The following is an 18,532-nucleotide window of genomic DNA, read 5'->3' as shown; positions in this document are numbered from 1 at the left end:
CAGGGAGGAAGCGTCTCGTGAGCAGCAGGCCATCCCGAGGCACTGCTCGCCTCGCAGCCATACTCGACGCCCTCCCGGACGGGCTCCTGCTCGTCAACTGCAACGGCACGGTCGTCAACGCCAACACCATCGCCCTCGAGATGTTCGAGACCCCGGGCACCGCGCTCGTGGGCCGCGGACTGCTCGATCTGCTTCCGGAGTTCGACTCCAGGCTGATCCCGGGGTCGATGCGCAGGCCGGACGCTGCGGACGAGCAGGGCAGGACGAAGCCGACGCGGATGACCGCGCGCCGGACCGACGGCGCCGAGTACCCGGTCGAGGTCACCAGCGCCTCCCTGGACAGCGGCCAGGCCGGTTACAACGACATCCACTCCAGCTACACCGGTGACGAGCTCCTCATGCTCGTCGTGCGGGACCTCTCCGGCACCGTCGACACCGAGGCCGAGCTGGCCCGTTCGCAGCGCCAGACCGAGATGATCCTGCGGGCCGCCTCCGAGGGCGTCGTCGGCACGGACACGGACGGCCGGGTGGTCCTGGTCAACCCCGCCGCCGCCCAGATCCTCGGCTTCCGGGCCAGCGACCTCGGCGGCAAGGAGCTCCACCCGCTGATCCTGCACTCGCGCGCGGAGGGCGACCCGTTCCCGTACGAGGAGTCGCCGCTCGCCGACACCCTGCGGTCCGGCCGCAAGCACCGCGTACGCGGGCAGGTGCTCTGGTCCAAGAGCGGCGGCCAGGTCCCCGTGGATCTGACGACCGCCCCCGTGCGCGACGGGGACCAGCTGGTCGGCGCCGTGATGACGTTCACCGACCGCAGGCCCTACGAGGAGCTGTCGCAGCAGCACACCGACGAGGTCTCCGGGCTGACCGAACGGCACGCGGCCGAGATCGCCCGGCTCACCGAGAGCCACCGGGCCGAGATCGCCGAGCTCACCGAACGGCACGCGGCGGAGTCCGCCGACCGGACCGAGCGGTACGCCTCCGAGCTGGAGGAGCAGGCGGAGCGTCTCACCGGGCTCGAAGCGCGGCACACCCAGCTGACCGCCGTGCTGGGCGAGTCCCTTCGGGGTCCGCTGGAGGAGCTGCGCGGCGAGCTCTCGGCCCTCGCCGCCGACCCGGCAGGCCAGCTCTGGCCCGAGGCCAACCAGATCCTGCACCACCTCGCCGCAGGCTATGCGCGCATGACGACGCTCGTCGACAACGTACTGAGCTATCAGCGCCTGGACACCGGCGCCGAGGAGCTCGTCAAGCAGACGGTGCTGCTCGACGCCGTGGTGACCGCGGGCATCGACGGCGCCGTCGAGCTGATCGGTCCCGGACGCGCCCAGTTCGCGGTGCACGCCCCGCCGATCGAGGCCGAGGTCGACGCGGGCCGGATGATCACGGCGCTCGCCCATCTCGTCGCCGACGTGGCCGGTGTCGACTCGACCGGCAAGGCCCGGCCGGTGCCGGGCGGCGGTTATGTCGACTCGACCGTCGTCGTGGCCGCGGCGCAGCGCGGTGACGTCGTACGGATCGAGGTGCGCGGGCCGTTCGCCGGGGGAGACCCGGTGCACGTGCCGATCGTGCGCGGGATCGTGCGCGCGCACGGCGGTGTGCTCCAGACGCACGAGATGGCCGGGATGAGCGGCAGCGCGTACGTCCTCGAGGTGCCGCTCGGCACGGGCGCCGGGACCGTCGTGCCCGAGCCGCTCCCGGCGCCCGAGGTCGCCGCCGTACCGGAACCTGCCCCGGAGCCCGCCCCGCAGGGCGGTCGGCGCCGGGCGCGCAGGGCGTCGACGGACGCGTTCCTGGACAGCCCCGTGGACGCGGGTCCGGCCGGTACGGAGTCCGGTGACACCGCGGCCGCGGAGCCGACCGGCCGGCGCAGGGCCCGCCGTGAGTCCCCGGCCCCGCAGGCGCGGCAGCAGGAACAGGACATGACCCCTCCTCAGCGGAACGAGGGCTCCGGTCGCAGGCGCGGCCGTCCCAGCCCCGCCGAGACGGGTGGGGAGCCCCGGCAGGCGCTGGCGCTGCCCGCGGCGGCCTCCGCACCCTCGGAGGGGTCCGTGGTCACCGCGGCCGAGGGCGCGCAGGGCGGTGGCGGCCGCCCGCAGCGGGGGCAGACGGTGCCGCCCCAGGGCGTGCCGCAGAACGCCTCCGGGCGCCAGGGCGGCGGCCGGGCCGCGCTGCCCGCACTCGCCTCGCCCGAGGCCCCCGCACAGCAGGACCAGCCGCGGCCGGAACAGCCGGCGCAGCAGCCCGGAGGGCGACGGGCCCGCCGTGCTCTCGCCGCCGCGCAGGAACGCGCCGCCGCGGCCGAACCCTCGGGGCCGCGTACCGCGTTCGCCCTGCCGCCCGCCGCGGCGGACCGTATCCCGCCGGTGGCTCCGGGCCCGCCGGTCGTGGCACCGCCTTCCGCCGCCCCCGCCTCACCTGCCCCGCAAGCGGTCCCGGCCGGTGCGCGGCCGGTACCGGCGGCTGCTCAGCCGCTCCCGGCCCCCGGTGAGGGCCCGCTGCCCGAGCGCCACGACGCCGTACGGAACACCCCGGACGCGGACCACACCCCGCCGCAGCCGCACCCCGTCCCGTCCGGCCGCCGGAGGGCTCGGCCCTCCGAGGCGCCGGAGACGCAGGCCCGGCCGGGCCATCCCGTGCCCGGCCAGCCGCTGCCCGCCGTTCCTCCGCAGCCCGACTGGGCGCGGAGCGGCGCCTCGGCGCAGGGCCCGGTCGCGGCGGCGCCCGAGGAGGACGTGAACCCGGGCGGGGACGAGTCCTGGGCGGGCCCCGGCAGCACCACCCACACCACGGGCACCGTCGCCGCCCCGGCCGGCCCCGCGCCGGAACCCGCGCCCGAGCCGGAGCCGCATCCGGCCGACGGTGACGCGCCGGCCCCCGTACCGGACGCGCGGCGCCAGCCGCTGCCCGCCGAGGCGCCCATGCCGGGATCCCCGGACTCGACCCAGGGCCGCGCCTTCAGCGTGCGGACGCTGGGTCAGGGCGTGCCCTTCGCGCAGCACCTCGCGCACCAGCAGAACCAGACGCTGGGCGGGGCCGGGAGGCGCCGTAAGCTCGCCGCCCCGCCGGACGCGGAGCGGCCTGCCCCGCCCGCCGTGGCTCCCGTACCACCGCAGCCCGCCCCGGCCCCCGTACCGCCGCAGCCCGGCGGCGCGCAGGGCGGCACCGTGCAGGGCTCCGGCTCGGGCCGGCTGCTGTCCACACCGGCGTCCGAGGGACGCTCGTACGCGATAGGGGCCCCCGACGCGGGAGCCGAGGGGCCCGAGCCGCTGGACGGCCCCGGTGGCGCCGTCGAGGTGGCGAACCGCCCGCAGCCGCAGCCCGTCGACGACGAACTGCCCCCGGAGCCGCTGGACAACCCGCGGCGGCTGCTCGTCTGGCCCGCCCCGGACGTCTCCACCCAGCAGGCCCTCAGCGACCGCGGCTACCGTCCGGTGATCGTGCACTCCCGCGAGGAGGTGGACGCGCAGATCGCGGCGTTCCCCGCCGCGCTGTTCGTCGACCCGCTGACCGGCCCGATCACCCGTACGGCCCTGCAGTCGCTGCGTCAGGCGGCTGTCGCGGCGGAGGTCCCGGTGCTGGTGACGGCCGGTCTGGGGCAGGCGACCAGGGAAGCGGCGTACGGCGCCGACCCGGCCGTACTCCTCAAGGCGCTCGCCCCGCGCGACAGCGACCAGCACCCGCCGAGGGTCCTGGTGATCGAGGAGCACGAGGAGATCGCGCTGGCGCTCACGGAGACGCTGGAGCGGCGCGGCATGCAGGTCGCCCGGGCGTCGGGCGACAGCGAGGCCGTCGACATCGCCACCAGGATGCGGCCGAACCTCGTCGTGATGGACCTCATGCAGGTACGTCGCCGGCGCGCCGGGATCATCGACTGGCTCCGCGCCAACGGCTCGCTGAACCACACCCCGCTGGTCGTCTACACCTCGGCCGGCATGGAGGAGTCGGACCTGCCGCGGCTCGCCTCCGGAGAGACGGTGCTGTTCCTCGCCGAGCGCTCCACCAGCGACGAGGTGCAGTCCAGGATCGTGGATCTGCTGGCGAAGATAGGGACGAACTGACGCCGGGAGGTCACCGGGCGCGTACGAAGAGGGCGGTTGCGGGAAGAGGGCGGTACGGGAAGAGGGCGGTACGGGAAGATCCGTACCGCCCTCGACGTACGCCGCGCTCCGGGCCGGCGGCCCGGATCAGAGCTGCGTGACGTCCAGCTCGCCGTCCGCGTACTGCCTGCGGATCACCTTTTTGTCGAACTTGCCCACGCTCGTCTTCGGCACCGCCGGGACGATCGTCCAGCGCTCGGGCAGCTGCCACTTGGCGACGGACTGGGCGAGGAAGGTCCTGAGCTCGGCGTAGTCGACGGTGGCGCCCTCCTTGAGGACGACGGTCGCGAGGGGACGCTCGCCCCACTTCTCGTCGGGGACGGCGACGACCGCGGCCTCGGCCACATCCGGATGCGCCATGATCGCGTTCTCCAGGTCGACGCTGGAGATCCACTCACCGCCGGACTTGATGACGTCCTTGGCCCGGTCGGTCAGCGTGAGGTAGCCCTCGTCGCTGATCACGCCGACGTCTCCGGTCTTCAGCCAGCCGTCCTCGCTGAACTTGTCCTCGGGGCGCAGTTCCCCGCCGTCCGTGCCGCCGTAGTACGCGGCGGCGATCCAGGGGCCGCGGACCTCCAGCTCACCCGCCGACTCCCCGTCCCACGGCAGGAGTTCCCCTCCGGGGCCGGTCAGCCGCGCCTCGACTCCGGCCGGGAACCGGCCCTGGGTGATGCGGTACGGCCACTCCTGCTCGTCGGTCAGACCGGCGGGCGGGTTGGACATGGTGCCGAGCGGCGACGTCTCCGTCATGCCCCAGGCGTGGCAGAGGCGGACGCCGAGCTTGTCGTACGCCTCCATCAGGGAAGGCGGACACGCGGCGCCGCCGATGGTGACGCGGGCCATGGAGGAGAGGTCGCGCGGCTTGGCGGTGACCTCGGCCAGCAGCCCCTGCCAGATGGTCGGGACGGCCGCCGCGTGCGACGGCCGCTCCTGCTCGATCATCTCGGCGAGCGGAGCCGGCTGCAGGAAGCGGTCGGGCATGAGCATGTTGACGCCGGTCATGAACGTCGCGTGCGGCAGCCCCCAGGCGTTCACGTGGAACTGCGGCACGACGACCAGCGTCGTGTCCTTGTCGGTCAGCCCCATCGACTCGGCCATGTTGATCTGCATGGAGTGCAGGTAGATCGAGCGGTGGGAGTAGACGACACCCTTGGGGTCCCCCGTGGTGCCGGAGGTGTAGCACATGGCGGCGGCCTGGCGTTCGTCGAGCTCGGGCCAGTCGTAGGAGGCCGGCCGGCCGGCGATCAGCTCCTCGTACTCGTGCACCCGGGGCGTGGCACCGTCGAGCAGGGAGCGGTCGCCGGGCCCGGACACCACCACGTGTTCGACGGAGGGCAGGTGGGGAAGCAGCGGTGCGAGCAGCGGCAGCAGCGAACCGTTGACGAGGACCACCTTGTCGTCGGCGTGCTCGACGACCCAGATCAGCTGCTCGGCGGGGAGCCGCAGGTTGAGCGTGTGCAGCACGGCGCCCATCGAGGGGATCGCCAGATACGCCTCGACGTGCTCGGCGTTGTTCCACATCAGGGTCGCGACGCGCTGGTCACCGTCGACACCCAGCTCGTCGCGGAGGGCGTGCGCCAGTTGCGCGGCACGCCCGCCGATCTCGGCGAAACTCCGCCGGTGCGGCTCCGGGTCGCCGGTCCAGGTCGTCACCTGCGACTTCCCGTGGATGGTCATCCCATGGGTCAGGATGCGGGTCACAGTCAGCGGTACGTCCTGCATGGTGCTCAGCACGGCGTCCTCCCGGTGGGCGCTACGCGGTGGTAAGGGTGCGCTGATTCTGCTCACATACCACGCGGTATGTCACTACTTCCGGGAGTACGAATCGGTGTCGGCCCGCAGAAACGAGCCGCGCGGGGGGGGTGCGCGAAGGGCGCGGTCACCGGCGCGGGCCTCCCGGTCAGCGGACCGGGCTGAGCTCCGGATCCTCACGGAGCTTCCCGAGCGCCCGCGACACGGCGCTCTTGACCGTACCGACGGACACGCCGAGCACCTCGGCGGTCTGGACCTCGCTGAGGTCCTCGTAGTACCGCAGCACGACCATGGCGCGCTGGCGGTCCGGCAGCTTGAGCACGGCACGCCACATCGCGTCGTGCAGCGACTGCTGCTCGGCGGGGTCCGGAGCGGGGGCGGCCTCCTTCTCGGGCAGCTCCTCGCAGGCGAACTCGTCGACCTTGCGCTTGCGCCACTGCGAGGTCCGGGTGTTCACCAGGGCGCGGCGGACGTATCCGTCGAGGGCCCGGTGGTCCTCGATCCGCTCCCAGGCGACATACGTCTTGGTGAGGGCGGTCTGCAGCAGGTCCTCGGCGTCGCTCGGGTTCGCGGTGAGGGAGCGTGCGGTGCGCAGCAGCACCGGGCCCCTGGCCCGCACGTACGACGAGAACGACGGATAGCGGCGGTGTCCTGCGGAGGCGGCGACCGCCCTGGAGGCCCCGGTGCAGACTGGCGTGGTCATGACTCCACGCTAGGAGCGGGCACGGTCGAGGGGATCGGCCCCAGGTCCCGAAGCCACGTCCGCCTCAGGTTGTAGGGGCCGGAGGGACTCCACCTCCTGAAGGTGGAGGGCGGGGCCGCCCGCGTCAGGGTCCTCACCCCCCGGGGAGTGCCCGTCCCCCTGCGGCGCAGGCGGCCCGCACGGCGTCGCCGCCGTGCGGGTCGCCGGGGTTCAGTTCGCCCAGAGCGGCGGGAAGATCACATAGAAGTTGTATGTGGACTGGTCGATGTACGTGAAGGGCGATCCACTCACCTGGACCGTGTTGTTGTGGTTGGAGGCACCGGCGCCTACGGCCTGCTGCTGCGAGGTGGACGAGTTGCCGGAGTTGTCGCCACCGACACCGCCCGACCCGATGGTCGCCACCCCCGCGTTCGATCCGTCGCTCGCGAACGCACCGTTGTCCGCTGCGGCAACCCCTCCGAACAGGGCGGCGGCCAGAGGCACGGCGGCGACGGCGGCAAGGGCGCGAGCAGTGCGGATACGTGCCATGTCAATTTCCTCCAGAAACCGAAAACGCGGCTGTTCCGAAGCGGCCGGCCGACCACTCCGATGCTGTTCACGACGTCGCGGAGCAGAACTGCCCACCGCATCCCCGGCGAACCGCCTCCGATCCGCGATTCCCCCGCACGTATGAGGAACGCCCGATAAACCTCCCGCACGAGAAGAGGCGTTCCGCCTCGCGCGGACCTGCCCCTCTTCCTTTCTTCGAACGCTTGTACGAAAATGGCTCCATGGCCACCACCGACCGGCAGACCGCCACCCTGGCCCTGGCCCACGCGCTCTCCGCCGCCGAGCGCGGGCTCCCCGTCTTCCCGCTGTCCGCCACCAAGCTCCCCGCCCTGCGCTCACCGCACCGCGACGAGGACCCTCCCGTGCACTGCCGGGGCGCCTGCGGGCTGCCCGGACACGGGGTGCACGACGCCACCACCGACCCGGCCGCCGTGCGCGCCCTCTTCGCCGCGGCGCCCAGGGCCACCGGGTACGGCATCGCCTGCGGGCGGGCGCCGCACCGACTCATCGGCATCGACCTCGACGTCGACACCACCCACGGCAACGACTCCGTCGCCGCGCTCCAGCACCTGGCCCTCCAGCACCTGTTCACCATCCCGGCCACCGTCACGGTGCTCACGCCCAGCGGCGGCCGGCACCTCTGGCTCACGGGCCCGTCCGGCGCCTCCGTGCCCAACTCCGCGAGCCGCCTCGCTCCCGGCATCGACGTACGCGGAGCGGGCGGCTACCTGGTCGGCCCGGGCTCGGTCACGACCCACGGCAGATACCGGCTCGCCCCCGGCTCGGCCCACCTCGCGCCCGCTCCCTGCCCCCGCGCCCTTCTGCGCCTGCTCACACCCCCGCCGCGCCCCCACCACACCACCGGCCGGACCTCACCCGGCCGGCAGGGGCAGGGCCTGGTCCAGTTCGTACGTGCCGCGCACGAGGGCCAGCGCAACACCCGGCTGTTCTGGGCGGCCTGCCGGGCGTACGAACACGGCTTCGGCGACGACCTCGCGGACGCCCTCACCGACGCGGCGATCGGCACCGGCCTCACCGAACAGGAGGCCCGCGCCGCGATCGCCTCGGCCGCACGCCTGACGTCCCCGCGACGGGACCTGTGACCGTCAGCCCGGCGAATCCATCGGCCGTGCACTCGACGGCGGGTCCCTCGGTCATGCGCTCGACGGCGGGTCCTTGGTCATGCGCTCGACGGCGGGTCCTTGGTCATGCGCTCGGAGGAACGCTGACACCGCGCCCGGCGGTGGCAAGGAGCGCGAGCGGCCCCGCACCTGTCGACAGGTGCGGGGCCTGGCCCCGGGAGCATCCCAGGGGCGTTGCTGCGGTCCGGAGAGGCCCTAGTCCTGGGCGACCGTCCGGCGCCGCTTCCAGAGGACCAGCCCGCCGCCCAGAGCCATCAGCGCGGCCGCGATGCCCGTGATCAGGCCGACGGGGATGTCGGAGCCGGTATGGGCGAGGTCGCCGCCCCGGCCCGGATCGCTGCCCCCACCGGTACCGCCGCCCGTGGCCGGCGGGGTGGACGGGGCGGGCCCCGGGGTGGTCGGCTTGTCGGTCGGCTTGCCCGGACCGGACGGGGACGGAGTCGGGTCAGGCCCCGGTTCGTCACCGCCGCCACCGACATCGGTCGACTCGGTGTTGCCGCCCAGGAGCAGCACGTTGCCGTCGTCGTCCCGGGCGTTGTCGGTCAGGGTCTTCACCGAGGTCTGCGTCTGCACCGGAAGGTGCGGGTGCTCGGCGGTGAACCGGGTCCCGCTGATGTTGCGCTTGGGCTGCTTGGAGAAGTCGACGCCCCCGACGATGTAGACCATCACGCCTTCGGCCGTGTCCACGTCGTACTGGAACTCGCCGTTGAGGAAGACGTCGCGGTACTTCTGGAACAGCTCGTCCTTGTCCCAGTCCTGGTTCGGCGCCCGCAGCGGCCACGCCTTCACGTCGTTGCTGTTGATGACCTTGCGGTAGTCGGTGGCCTCCTTCGCGTCCTGGAGACGGACCCACTCCGCCGCCACGCGGGCGGTGTAGACGCGGCGCAGGTCCGCGTACTGCGGGGCGGTGTTGATCGTCTTCTCGACCTCGGGAACGATCAACCGGTCGATCACCTGCTGCGCCTGGTCGCGCTCGGCCTCCGACGGATCGCAGATCTGCTCGCCGCCGGGGTTGGTGTCGAAGTCCTGCGGGGTGGACTTGAGCCGCAGGGGGGCGTCGAGGATGTAGATCCCGCCGTCCTGCTCGCGCACCGACGCGGTCTCCGGCTCGATCCAGTTGCGGATCCCCGCGAAGCACGGCCGGCCGTCCACCTTCGGCAGCGCGTCCCAGAACCGCTCGCCGAGGTCGGTCTTCGGGTCCATCGCCTTGAAGAAGTCGTGCTTCATCTGGAGATCGGCCTCCAGGAGGATCCGGCCGGCATCGGTCTTCCCGAACTGCTCGTCCATGACCCGGTCGGGTTCGTCCGGGTTGAGGTTCACCCAGAACTTGTCCGGGGTGAGCGCCAGCCACGTCAGGAAGGCGTCCGAGATCAGCTGCGCCTTCTCCTTACCGCCCCAGCCGGACTGCTCCTCGGGGTCCTCCTCGGCGGAGAATCCGTAGTCCAGCCCCTTGCCCTTGACGGGCTTGCCGACGTAGCGCAGTTCGAGCGTCGTGAAGTCCACGCCACCGGGGCTGCGCGGGGAGAGCCGGCTGGGGTCCGCCGCGTTCTTCCGGTTCAGGAAGTCGCCCATGGTCTTGGGCGTCGGGCGGGACTCGCGGATCAGGTCGTTCGCCCCACCGCCCGTGATGGCGGGCCTGCCCGGTGCCTGCAGGGCGGTCGACTTGGCGCGTACGCCGCCGCTGGGGGCCTTCTCCACCTTCTCCGAGCGGTAGTTGTACTCCGTGACCCGCCCCGGCGCGTTCTTGCTCAGCTCGTTCTTGAGATTGACCGCCGACTGCTTCTGCTGCTCCCCGTAGACGTACTTCATCGAAGTGTTCTTCCACTTCGGGTCCTTGGACCACGCCTTGTCCTTGGGGACCTGCTTGGGGTCGGGCTGCCCGTTGGACTTGATCTCCAGGATCTGCCCGGTCCGCGTGTTGTACGCGTCGAGCTTCCTCCGGTACTTCTTGCCGGTGTCCGGGTCCTTGAACTCCACCTCCTTCTGGCACATCCAGTCCGGCCCGGTCAGCGCGTGGTCCTTGATGACCTTCTTCTCGAACGCCTTGCCGCGCGGGTCGTTCCCCGCGTTGCGGATCAGACGGACGTCGCGCCAGTGGGTCCAGTCGTCCCACGTGCCGTTCGGGTTGGACTCGCGCGCCCGCAGCCAGGTCCAGTAGATGCGGTCGACCGGCTTGGTCTTCGGCGGCTGCTTCTCAAGATCCATCAGCCGGTCGATGTCCGCGTCGCTCGGCCGGTCAAGACCGTCCCACTGCTTGGCCGGGTTCTCGTACTCGTACGTGTCCCAGTAGGCCTTGGCCCGGGAGGCGTCGGCATCCGGGAGTTCGAGGATGGCCTCGAGGTCGTCGGCGAGGTCGTACAGGTCCTTGCACGGAATGCCAGGGTCCAGCCCCTGCGCCGGCGCGGGAGCCGCGCCGGCGGAACCGACCAGACCGGGCAGGCCGCCGAGGAGAAGGCCCGCCGCCGTGAGGACGGCTGCGGCCGAGGCCAGCCGCGCCCTCACGCGTAAACGTATCGCTTTCACAATTGTCGTCCCTGCTCATGGGGGCTGGGGACAGGTGCGGGACGGTGTCAGCCCCCGTGACATGACACCGCCAAAAACTCACACTAGGACGGCAACTGCGGTGCACAGCAAGCCTTTTGGGGTGCGACACGCCGAATGTTTCCTGATGGTGTCCTGCCCGGGAGACCCTAGGCTCCCCTCATGAGCCCTAGCCTGCGCGTCGCCTGGCGGCAGTCCACCCTCCGGATCATCCGCGTCCACCCGCCCTTCCACGCCCCCTACGACCAGCACACGGTCCACGCCGCACCGGCGCACGACCCGGTCCGCGCCCGCGCGGTCGTCGCCGGGCTCTCCACGGTCGCGTCCGTGGCCGAGGAACTCGAACCCCTGCTGCGCCAGGACGCGACCGGCCCGCGGTACACGGACGACCTCGACCTCGTCACCGTCGGGTGCTGGGGCGGGATCGTGCAGATCAGCGACCCGGCCTTCGGCGAGGACGGCGTTCTCTCCACCCACCTCGACGCCGCGTTCACGGCCCAGGTCGCGGAGCATCCCGAGGCCCGTATCACCGCGGTCTGCGAGATGTACTCGGCGGAGAGCTACGGCAAGTACCTCGCCCAGGTCCCCGGCCTGCCCCTCCTCTCCGCGGACGGCTGGGAGGACCAGGACACCACCGGCAGCCTCGCGGAACTCCTCCTGGCCGTCGGCGTCGCGTCCCCCGACAGCGACGAGGACGACGACCCCTACATCGACGCCGAGACACTGGACCCCCTCGCCGGCGGCCTGCACTCCGTCTACGCCGGGGAGAACCTGCAGGTCTCCTGCTTCCGGGTCACCCGCACCGAGGACGTCAGGGAAGCGCTCGACGACGTCTGGCTCGGGGACTGACAGCACCGGGCGGTCCGCCCGAGCAGGAAACGCTCAGCACAGGGCCAACCCGTCGAACTGCGGCGCGAGACCGCGCTTGGTCTTGAACTTCTGGCCGGACTTGAGGGTGTTGCAGTCGGAATCGGGGGCGAAGGACCACACGACCTTGACCCGCTTGGTCGTGGAGCACTTGTTCGTCACGTAGGCCGTCTTCGAGATGGTTCCCTCGTCGACGTTGACCTTGACGCACGTGGGGGCCGCAGCACTCGCCTGGACGCCGCCGGCGGACGTGGCGTGGGCCGTACCGCTCATGGCCAGCAGGGCGGCACCCGTGACTCCGACAGCTATGAACCGCTTGGCACGCGAGGAATTTCGCACTCGACATCTCCTGTTTGTTGCTGGTGGGGCTGCTGTGCACAGTAGGCCAGCCACGAGGCAGCCCTCCCTCCCTGTTGCAAGGCTCTGACATCCATGCAGCGAGACCGCAACCCGCCCGCCTCGACGCGTATGCGGGACATCGTGGAACGGCTCGCTGACGATGCGGCAGAGCGCTCCTGCCACTCCCCTCGGCTGGACACCGATCAACAGCTGGCCGCGTGACCCTTCCGTGTCCGTAGGGGCCGGGAAAGGCAAAGGCCCCCGACCATACGTACTGGTCGGGGGCCTCTCGCCTGCGGTGGGTGTGGGATTTGAACCCACGGTGACATCGCTGCCACGACGGTTTTCAAGACCGCCGGGGAGTTGGACCAGGCATACCCCGCGACCTGCGCAGAAGCGTCACCGACGCGTCCAGTTCGTAAGTGTGGCCCGCAGGTGGCCCACAAGGATCCCGATCCTCGGCAGCCCGTCTTTCTAGACGAGGCCGGGTGTTCGGACGCGGCCTAGCTTCTGTACGGGGTCGGCGTCGGCCAGCACGCTCAGGCCATGGCGCTCGCGCACGGGAACGAATCGACTACTGAAAGCAATCGCGTACGAGCTGCGCAGAACAAGCGCATGCATCAGGCAACCAAAAGGACGTGGGATCATCTTCACCATGCCGAACCTTGACGTCGCCCCTCGACCGCTGACCGTTGCCGGGCTGTTCGCTGGCATCGGCGGTGTTGAGCTCGGGCTTCAGGCAGCAGGCATGCAGACCAAGCTGCTCTGCGAGTGGTGGGAACCTGCGCAAGCCGTTCTCAAACACCGCTTTCCGGATGTCGCGCTCCACGACGACATCCAGACCCTGCAGGCCCTTCCTGACGTTGATGTGGTGACTGCAGGCTTTCCGTGCACCGACCTGTCCCAGGCCGGCCGGACTGCAGGCATCCACGGAAAAGCATCCGGGATGGTCAAGCATCTGCTTGAGCTCCTAGAGAACGCTTCTCCCCGATGGGTAGTCATCGAGAACGTACGCAACATGCTTGCCATCGACCGCGGCACAGCCATGGAGTACCTGGTCAGCGAATTTGAACGCCTTGGCTACACATGGGCCTACCGCCTGGTCGACTCTCGATTCACCGGCGTTCCTCAACGACGGCACCGGGTAATCCTCGTCGCATCGCGCACTGAGGATCCTCGCTCAGTTCTTTTTGCCGACGAAGCTCAGGAACGTCCCGAATCAGATTATAGCGAAGACGCTTTCGGCTTCTACTGGACTGAAGGCAATACCGGATTGGGGTGGGCGCAGGACGCGCTTCCCACCCTAAAGGGAGGATCCGGGCTCGGTATCCCATCATCACCCGCCATGTGGGTCTGCAATGCAGAGCCTGGCCGGGCCATTGTGACACCACGCATTGAGGACGCAGAAGAGCTTCAAGGCTTCCCCCGCGACTGGACCCAAGCAGCACTTGAGGTTGCCCGCCCCGGGGTTCGGTGGAAGCTTGTTGGAAACGCCGTGACGGTAGGTGTATCGACGTGGCTAGGGCATCGCCTTCAAAACCCCGGACATGTCGATGAGACCGGCCAACTCATCCTCCCAAAGGGAATGAAGTGGCCGACAGCCGCCTGGGGAAATTCAGACGAACGATGGTCGGTCTCGGCTAGCCTCTGGCCCGAAAAGCACCCCTATCGCAATTTGCTCGACGTCGTGGACGCCAGCAAAGCTGCTCCGTTGAGCCTGCGCGCTACTACAGGATTCCACACCCGCCTACTCAAGAGTCGGCTCCGCTACCGGGAAGAATTTTCCCAGGCCCTCAAGGAGCATTCCGAGTACATGGCTGGCAGCATTTCGGCCGCTTAGCTGAATTCCGAGGGCGCCGTACCTCAGGGACACAAGGGGTCATGCATTACCGGCAGAAGAAGTCAGCCGTGATTCACGCGCTCGGATACGGAACTTACCCCACCTGTATCCGAGCGCTTCAATAAACTCCGCGCCACTTACGGGCCGCAGCTATAGAATCACCACATGACGCCTGCGGAGACCCTGGGACATCTGTCCGAGCTGCTGGACAGGGAGCACGAGAAGCCTGTCAACAATAAGTACCATGCCGCGCGCGACTTTATGGCTAAACTACTCAAACTGCCATCTTCTCGCATTTACTTCACATACATCAGCAAAGCAGCCAATTTTAGCGTGCGTGCGGTGCAGTCTGATGCCGCGGTACAGGCGTCTGTGGTCGTTGCTCTAATTAAACTAAGGGGCAAAGACGAAGACGCAGCCACACATCGGGCGGCCCGCAAGCTTGCGCTAAGGACCGGTAAAACCCTATTGCTGCTGCAGCGCGCTTCCCCGGATAGCCTGCAGTGGAACATCATGGGCGGCTATTTCATGTCTGCCGACCTCAGGTCTAAAGGCACCGTGGACAACCTTGTTAACAACTTTGGCCCCATTCCATTTGAGCCGATCAATGTCAGCACCGATGAAGCAGTTTCCGGAGTTCTTGACTTTTTCGACAGGGTCGGGCTGAGTGGCGCAGGGGTCGGGGTCGCTCTTTCTCAACGGCAAGACATCTCCAGTATCGTCCAATTTGCGGCTGCTTCAAGTGCAGCTGGACTCTCAGCAGCAGAATCTGCGGTAATCGCTCAACGGCGCACACTGATTTCCGAACTGAAGCGCATGATCGCCGATCCAGCCACGACCGAAACTGACCTGCACCGCAAGATCAGAGGAAACTACTGGATCTTCGGCGGGCGATATACAGGGGTGGCTCGTGGATCAATCGTCCCGATGGACAGGTACGACATCCCCTTGTTCTGTGCCGACGGTTCACTGCATATCATCGAACTCAAAGGGTCATATATTCCAGACCTGGTGGAGCGCCATAGGCAGCATCTGATCCCCGGAGAAGAGGTACACAAGGCCACCATGCAGGCAGCAAACTATATCCGCCAGCTTGACGAGGGCGGCGCAGCTTTGGAAACCCTGTACAGGAATAGTGGCCTCAACTACGATCTCCGGCGCGGTCGAGCAACGGTCATCATCGGAAATCAAGATTTTGTGGACATCCCAGAGGATCCGGTACGGCAGGTCGGCGCCGTCACGAGGTCAATGATTGACCAGACAATTCGCACCTATGATTCACTCATCAATCGCATTGATGTGTTGACGTGGGCCGATTTGCTGGATTCCGCCGAACGGTCACTCCGCTTCGAAAGCGAAATCTCCACAGATTACGCAAGCACAGGAGGCGAGCCTGGCAGCAGCACGGGGGACCACTCCGGCGAAGAGCCTGATAACGACCAGAATCCCACACTGTTCGACTGAGTCACAGCATCTGCGACGTCACGTCCGGGTCGCTTCCACTGCCGCCACTATCGGATCGATAGGCCACGGAGTCAGGAATGGGGACACCGCTGCCCGGGAGTCCTCAGGGACAGCTCCCACAGGGAGACCTCCCCCGCCAACGTCCAACGTCCAACGCTGCGATGCCTGGAAGAGAGGACCGCATGGCCGAGTCATCCGTTCTGCTCCCCCGATACCCTGATTGTCACCAGACGACGACCCGGGAGAGTGCGCTGAGGATGGGACCCAAGACGCAGAGGGTCTACGAGACGATTCGAACCTGGATCGAGTCAGGCCGATACAGCGCCGGCGACAAACTGCCCTCGGAGCGGGCACTGAGCGCTGAGCTTGAAATCGGGCGCACCGCGCTGCGGCAGGTGCTCGCGCGGCTTGTTGGCGAGCACTTCATCAAGGCCCACGACCGCAGCTCCTATCGGGTTCTTGGTGGCGGCATCACTCCCACGCCGGCCGAGGGTGAACCCTGGAAGATCCATGGCTCCCGCTCCGTCTATGACAATCCCTGGGTCACTCTGGATCTCGTCGACGTGGAGCCGCCCGGGGTGGAGCGCTTCGAGCATCACGTTGTCCGGCTCTTTCGCGTGGCCATCACGGCCGTGATCGACGAGCAAGACCGCGTGCTCATGCTGTGGCGGTACCGCTTCGTACCGCAGCAGTGGGGGTGGGAGCTCCCTGGAGGCATCGTGGACGCCGGTGAGGACGCGGCCGCCACGGCTGTCCGCGAGACGGAGGAGGAGACGGGCTGGCGCCCGGGGCCCGTCGAACACGTTGTGAGCTACCAGCCGATGATCGGCATGGTGGACTCCCCCCACGAGATCTTCATCGCTCGGGGTGCTGAGAAGGTGGGCGACCCTACCGACGCGGAAGAAGCGGGGGAAGTCGCCTGGGTGTCCCTTGATGACATTCCGCGGCTGATGTCCGAGGGCAAGCTCATGGGATCCGGCACGCTCGTAGCGCTGCTCCACATCCTGGCGGCCCGCCCTAGAGGCGCCCGGTAAGGAGCTCCACACGTCGGCGATACCGCACGGAACCCGTGCGGTTCGCCAGCATCCTGGCCCGCTGTAGATGCGCCCTGGCGTCTTCCAGCTCTCCCCGGGCCAGATGCGCCTGGGTGAGATCACAGTGCAGCCCGGAATTGGCGCGCACGAACGACGCATCCGCGCCAGTCAATGAGGTGTACAACTCCTCCATGGCCGAGGCGTCCCCCAGCTTCACAAGAACGTTGCCGCGCCACCGCGACAGGTGGTCCGTGTTGAGGAAGATGCTCAGCATGTCCGTGTCGCGTAGCTCCCCATCATCGGGCAGCAAGGATGTCGCCCGATCGAGGGCCGCCCGTGCCTCTGACTCGTATCCGGCGGTCGCGCACAGTTCAGCCTCTGTGGCGGCAAGCCACGCCCGCAGCCGCGGCGACTGACGCTCCGGGTGGACGCGTTGCGCCTCTCTTGCCAGCTCAATTGCAAGCTGGGGACGGCCGGCCTCCGCGAGGACGTACGCCTGCTCACCCATGGCATGGGCCAGGTAGAGCGGAGAGTCGGCGTCCTGAGCCGCCTTCTTGGCTACCTCATACCTTCGCCAAGCCCTGTCCACGGCCCCGCTGTCGAGCGCCTGCCATGCGGCCAGAGTGGACGCCCCCGCGAGAGCTGCGGCAATGGGCTTCCGCACCCCCGGCAGCACCGCGAAAGTAAGCGCGTCTTCCATAGCCGCCAGGTGGCCGGCCATCTGGTCCACCAAGCCCGCCGCGCCCATCTGGCGGTCCATCGTGCGAAGCAGCTCCGTCTGCGCCAGGAATGACGGAACCAGGGTCTCGCTGAGACTGCCCGCAGCATCAATTCGGCTCAGCAGGTCCGCGTAACCGTCTGCCTGCAACTCCTCAATGTCGGCCACGCCGCGCAGCTCGCTGTCCGTGACACCCAAGAGCGGCCGGAGGATCGATGCGTACCGGTCCGTGACGGTGCGGCGCCCGTTTTCCCACTCCGACACGTACGTCTTGAGACTCGCGGCCGAAGCGATGTCTAAGAGCCGTTGCTCTGCGAATCGTCGAATCTCGTAGACCAACCGGTCTTGCGACCACCCGCGTCCAATCCTGGCGAGCTTCAACCCGTTAGTCACGCCGCCTCCGAAAAGTCGCAGGTGAAAGCCGGTTAACACCTCTGAGGTTAACCCCAGTTGGCTACCGAGACACCCACCTTTGGCCGTTCTCTGGAGACACGCACCGACACGCACCCAGTCCAAGGGTTGCATCTGGTGCGCACCAGATGCCATTCTGTTGGTGCGCACCAGATGGGGCTTCGGCTCCCCGGTCTGGTGCGCCTACAACTCCACAGCGTGATCCACCGCAGTACGACGGACGTGACCATTCCGGCCGAGGCGAGTGGAGACCAGCCGATCGAGACCGGGACCGCGCAGCAACGCGGACCTCACACCCCAGATGGGGGACACGCCATCGGCTCTAAAGAACCGCACGGCACACCTTCGAAGCTGCCACCTCAGACTTCCGGGATTTCGGATCTCCCCGGAACGAGCAGCGCCGTGCGAACAGGGGAACCGAACCGCTCCATTCAACGATTCCGCGGCGTCCATGACCGCTGCGGCCGGCTGCCTCCCCCGCCCGTCCGGGCCCCTTCGCGGGGCGCGTACGGGCGGGGCTGAGGGGAGCCGGAGAGCCCGGCCCCGAAGGGGGAGTTCGATGGAGATCGCTGCCGCTGTCGTCGCGGTCGTCGGCACGCTGCTTGGCGCCGGCGTCGTGGGCGTTCAGCAGTACTACGCGGCTCGTTCCCAGCGTCGTCAGGCGCTGCGTGATCGGGCCCTGACTGCCTTGTCCGAGCTGAGCACCGCGCTGGCGGATCACCGCCGGGCGATGTGGTCCCGCGAAGACCTGCGTTTGTCCGGTGCGGCTCCGGCCGACGTGGCCGCGGCTCGTGAGGCGAGCCACGTCACTCGTTCTGCTGTCACGGCTCCGCAGGTAGCCCTGACGGTGCTGCTGCCCCAGGTTCGCCTGGAGGTTGAAGCGGCGGTCCGTGCGGCGTATGCGATGCGCGGTGCCGCGAACGAGCAGGCGCTGGCGTCGTTTCGGGAGTCGGCCGTAGCCGCGGCCGACGCACTGACAGCCGCGACGGCTGTCGTTCTGTCCCGCCCCTGATCCACCCCAATAACGGCCGCACCCCCGGAGTAGCCGCTCCGAGGGTGCTTCGGGCCGTCCCACCGT

General features: G+C 69.0%; 13 protein-coding genes and 1 tRNA gene. 7 read left to right on the top strand and 7 right to left on the bottom strand.

What is annotated here, in order from left to right:
* Positions 1 to 17 precede the first annotated feature (17 nt).
* Positions 18 to 4,055 carry a PAS domain-containing protein gene (locus tag ACIP63_RS33695; protein WP_401523512.1) on the top strand — a complete coding sequence of 1,346 codons (4,038 nt, stop codon included), beginning with the start codon at positions 18 to 20 and terminating at the stop codon, positions 4,053 to 4,055.
* Positions 4,056 to 4,181: 126 nt separating this feature from the next.
* On the opposite strand, the gene ACIP63_RS33690 is transcribed toward ACIP63_RS33695, so the two are convergent.
* From ACIP63_RS33690 to ACIP63_RS33680, 3 genes are all read right to left on the bottom strand, one after another.
* A complete protein-coding gene (locus ACIP63_RS33690; protein ID WP_401523509.1) occupies positions 4,182 to 5,828 on the bottom strand; it encodes a long-chain fatty acid--CoA ligase in 1,647 nt (548 codons plus the stop codon).
* Positions 5,829 to 5,994: 166 nt separating this feature from the next.
* The gene (locus ACIP63_RS33685) at positions 5,995 to 6,549 is read right to left on the bottom strand and encodes a SigE family RNA polymerase sigma factor (protein ID WP_401523506.1); all 555 of its coding nucleotides are present in this window, start codon (positions 6,547 to 6,549) and stop codon (positions 5,995 to 5,997) included.
* A gap of 210 nt (positions 6,550 to 6,759) precedes the next feature.
* Positions 6,760 to 7,077 carry a hypothetical protein gene (locus ACIP63_RS33680; RefSeq protein WP_401523504.1) on the bottom strand — a complete coding sequence of 106 codons (318 nt, stop codon included), beginning with the start codon at positions 7,075 to 7,077 and terminating at the stop codon, positions 6,760 to 6,762.
* 242 nt (positions 7,078 to 7,319) lie between these two features.
* On the opposite strand from ACIP63_RS33680, the gene ACIP63_RS33675 reads away from it, so the two are divergent.
* Positions 7,320 to 8,201: a bifunctional DNA primase/polymerase gene (locus ACIP63_RS33675; RefSeq protein WP_401523501.1), complete on the top strand. Its 882-nt coding sequence runs from the start codon at positions 7,320 to 7,322 to the stop codon at positions 8,199 to 8,201.
* A gap of 234 nt (positions 8,202 to 8,435) precedes the next feature.
* Here the strand turns inward: ACIP63_RS33675 and ACIP63_RS33670 are convergent, their stop codons facing one another.
* Positions 8,436 to 10,742 carry an LPXTG cell wall anchor domain-containing protein gene (locus ACIP63_RS33670; protein WP_401523499.1) on the bottom strand — a complete coding sequence of 769 codons (2,307 nt, stop codon included), beginning with the start codon at positions 10,740 to 10,742 and terminating at the stop codon, positions 8,436 to 8,438.
* A gap of 201 nt (positions 10,743 to 10,943) precedes the next feature.
* Here ACIP63_RS33670 and ACIP63_RS33665 point away from each other — a divergent pair, with 201 nt between their 5' ends.
* Positions 10,944 to 11,630 carry a DUF6333 family protein gene (locus ACIP63_RS33665; protein WP_401523496.1) on the top strand — a complete coding sequence of 229 codons (687 nt, stop codon included), beginning with the start codon at positions 10,944 to 10,946 and terminating at the stop codon, positions 11,628 to 11,630.
* A gap of 33 nt (positions 11,631 to 11,663) precedes the next feature.
* Here the strand turns inward: ACIP63_RS33665 and ACIP63_RS33660 are convergent, their stop codons facing one another.
* Entirely contained in the window at positions 11,664 to 11,987 is a 324-nt protein-coding gene (locus ACIP63_RS33660; RefSeq protein ID WP_401523494.1) for a hypothetical protein, read from the bottom strand.
* A 299-nt stretch (positions 11,988 to 12,286) separates the two neighbouring features.
* Positions 12,287 to 12,368, bottom strand: a tRNA-Ser gene (locus ACIP63_RS33655).
* A gap of 274 nt (positions 12,369 to 12,642) precedes the next feature.
* On the opposite strand from ACIP63_RS33655, the gene ACIP63_RS33650 reads away from it, so the two are divergent.
* The 3 genes from ACIP63_RS33650 to ACIP63_RS33640 all read left to right on the top strand — a co-directional run bounded on the left by ACIP63_RS33650 (position 12,643) and on the right by ACIP63_RS33640 (position 16,325).
* Complete coding sequence (locus ACIP63_RS33650; protein WP_401523492.1) at positions 12,643 to 13,827, top strand: DNA cytosine methyltransferase; 1,185 nt, start codon at positions 12,643 to 12,645, stop codon at positions 13,825 to 13,827.
* Between the two features lie 165 nt (positions 13,828 to 13,992).
* Entirely contained in the window at positions 13,993 to 15,291 is a 1,299-nt protein-coding gene (locus tag ACIP63_RS33645; RefSeq protein WP_401523490.1) for a Shedu anti-phage system protein SduA domain-containing protein, read from the top strand.
* 257 nt (positions 15,292 to 15,548) lie between these two features.
* Positions 15,549 to 16,325 (top strand): NUDIX domain-containing protein, encoded by a 777-nt coding sequence (locus ACIP63_RS33640; protein ID WP_401523488.1) that lies wholly within the window; start codon positions 15,549 to 15,551, stop codon positions 16,323 to 16,325.
* On the opposite strand, the gene ACIP63_RS33635 is transcribed toward ACIP63_RS33640, so the two are convergent.
* Complete coding sequence (locus tag ACIP63_RS33635) at positions 16,309 to 17,424, bottom strand: XRE family transcriptional regulator (RefSeq protein ID WP_401523485.1); 1,116 nt, start codon at positions 17,422 to 17,424, stop codon at positions 16,309 to 16,311. The two genes, ACIP63_RS33640 and ACIP63_RS33635, sit on opposite strands and share 17 nt — an antisense overlap.
* Positions 17,425 to 18,013: 589 nt before the next feature.
* Between ACIP63_RS33635 and ACIP63_RS33630 the strand changes: the two genes are divergently transcribed.
* A complete protein-coding gene (locus ACIP63_RS33630; RefSeq protein ID WP_401523483.1) occupies positions 18,014 to 18,466 on the top strand; it encodes a protein kilB in 453 nt (150 codons plus the stop codon).
* Positions 18,467 to 18,532 lie beyond the last annotated feature (66 nt).

This window comes from Streptomyces sp. NPDC088746, from assembly GCF_044751065.1.
Lineage (GTDB): Bacteria > Actinomycetota > Actinomycetes > Streptomycetales > Streptomycetaceae > Streptomyces.
Note: the sequence above shows the minus strand (reverse complement) of the source record. Positions and strands in the feature narration are given on the sequence as shown.

What these genes read in the sequence shown, in the direction of transcription:
- ACIP63_RS33685 (WP_401523506.1), bottom strand. Translation starts at nt 6,549, where the DNA reads ATGACCACGCCAGTCTGCACCGGGGCCTCCAGGGCGGTCGCCGCCTCC.
- ACIP63_RS33645 (WP_401523490.1), top strand. Translation starts at nt 13,993, where the DNA reads ATGACGCCTGCGGAGACCCTGGGACATCTGTCCGAGCTGCTGGACAGG.
- ACIP63_RS33640 (WP_401523488.1), top strand. Translation starts at nt 15,549, where the DNA reads ATGGGACCCAAGACGCAGAGGGTCTACGAGACGATTCGAACCTGGATC.
- ACIP63_RS33675 (WP_401523501.1), top strand. Translation starts at nt 7,320, where the DNA reads ATGGCCACCACCGACCGGCAGACCGCCACCCTGGCCCTGGCCCACGCG.
- ACIP63_RS33680 (WP_401523504.1), bottom strand. Translation starts at nt 7,077, where the DNA reads ATGGCACGTATCCGCACTGCTCGCGCCCTTGCCGCCGTCGCCGCCGTG.
- ACIP63_RS33650 (WP_401523492.1), top strand. Translation starts at nt 12,643, where the DNA reads ATGCCGAACCTTGACGTCGCCCCTCGACCGCTGACCGTTGCCGGGCTG.
- ACIP63_RS33665 (WP_401523496.1), top strand. Translation starts at nt 10,944, where the DNA reads ATGAGCCCTAGCCTGCGCGTCGCCTGGCGGCAGTCCACCCTCCGGATC.
- ACIP63_RS33630 (WP_401523483.1), top strand. Translation starts at nt 18,014, where the DNA reads ATGGAGATCGCTGCCGCTGTCGTCGCGGTCGTCGGCACGCTGCTTGGC.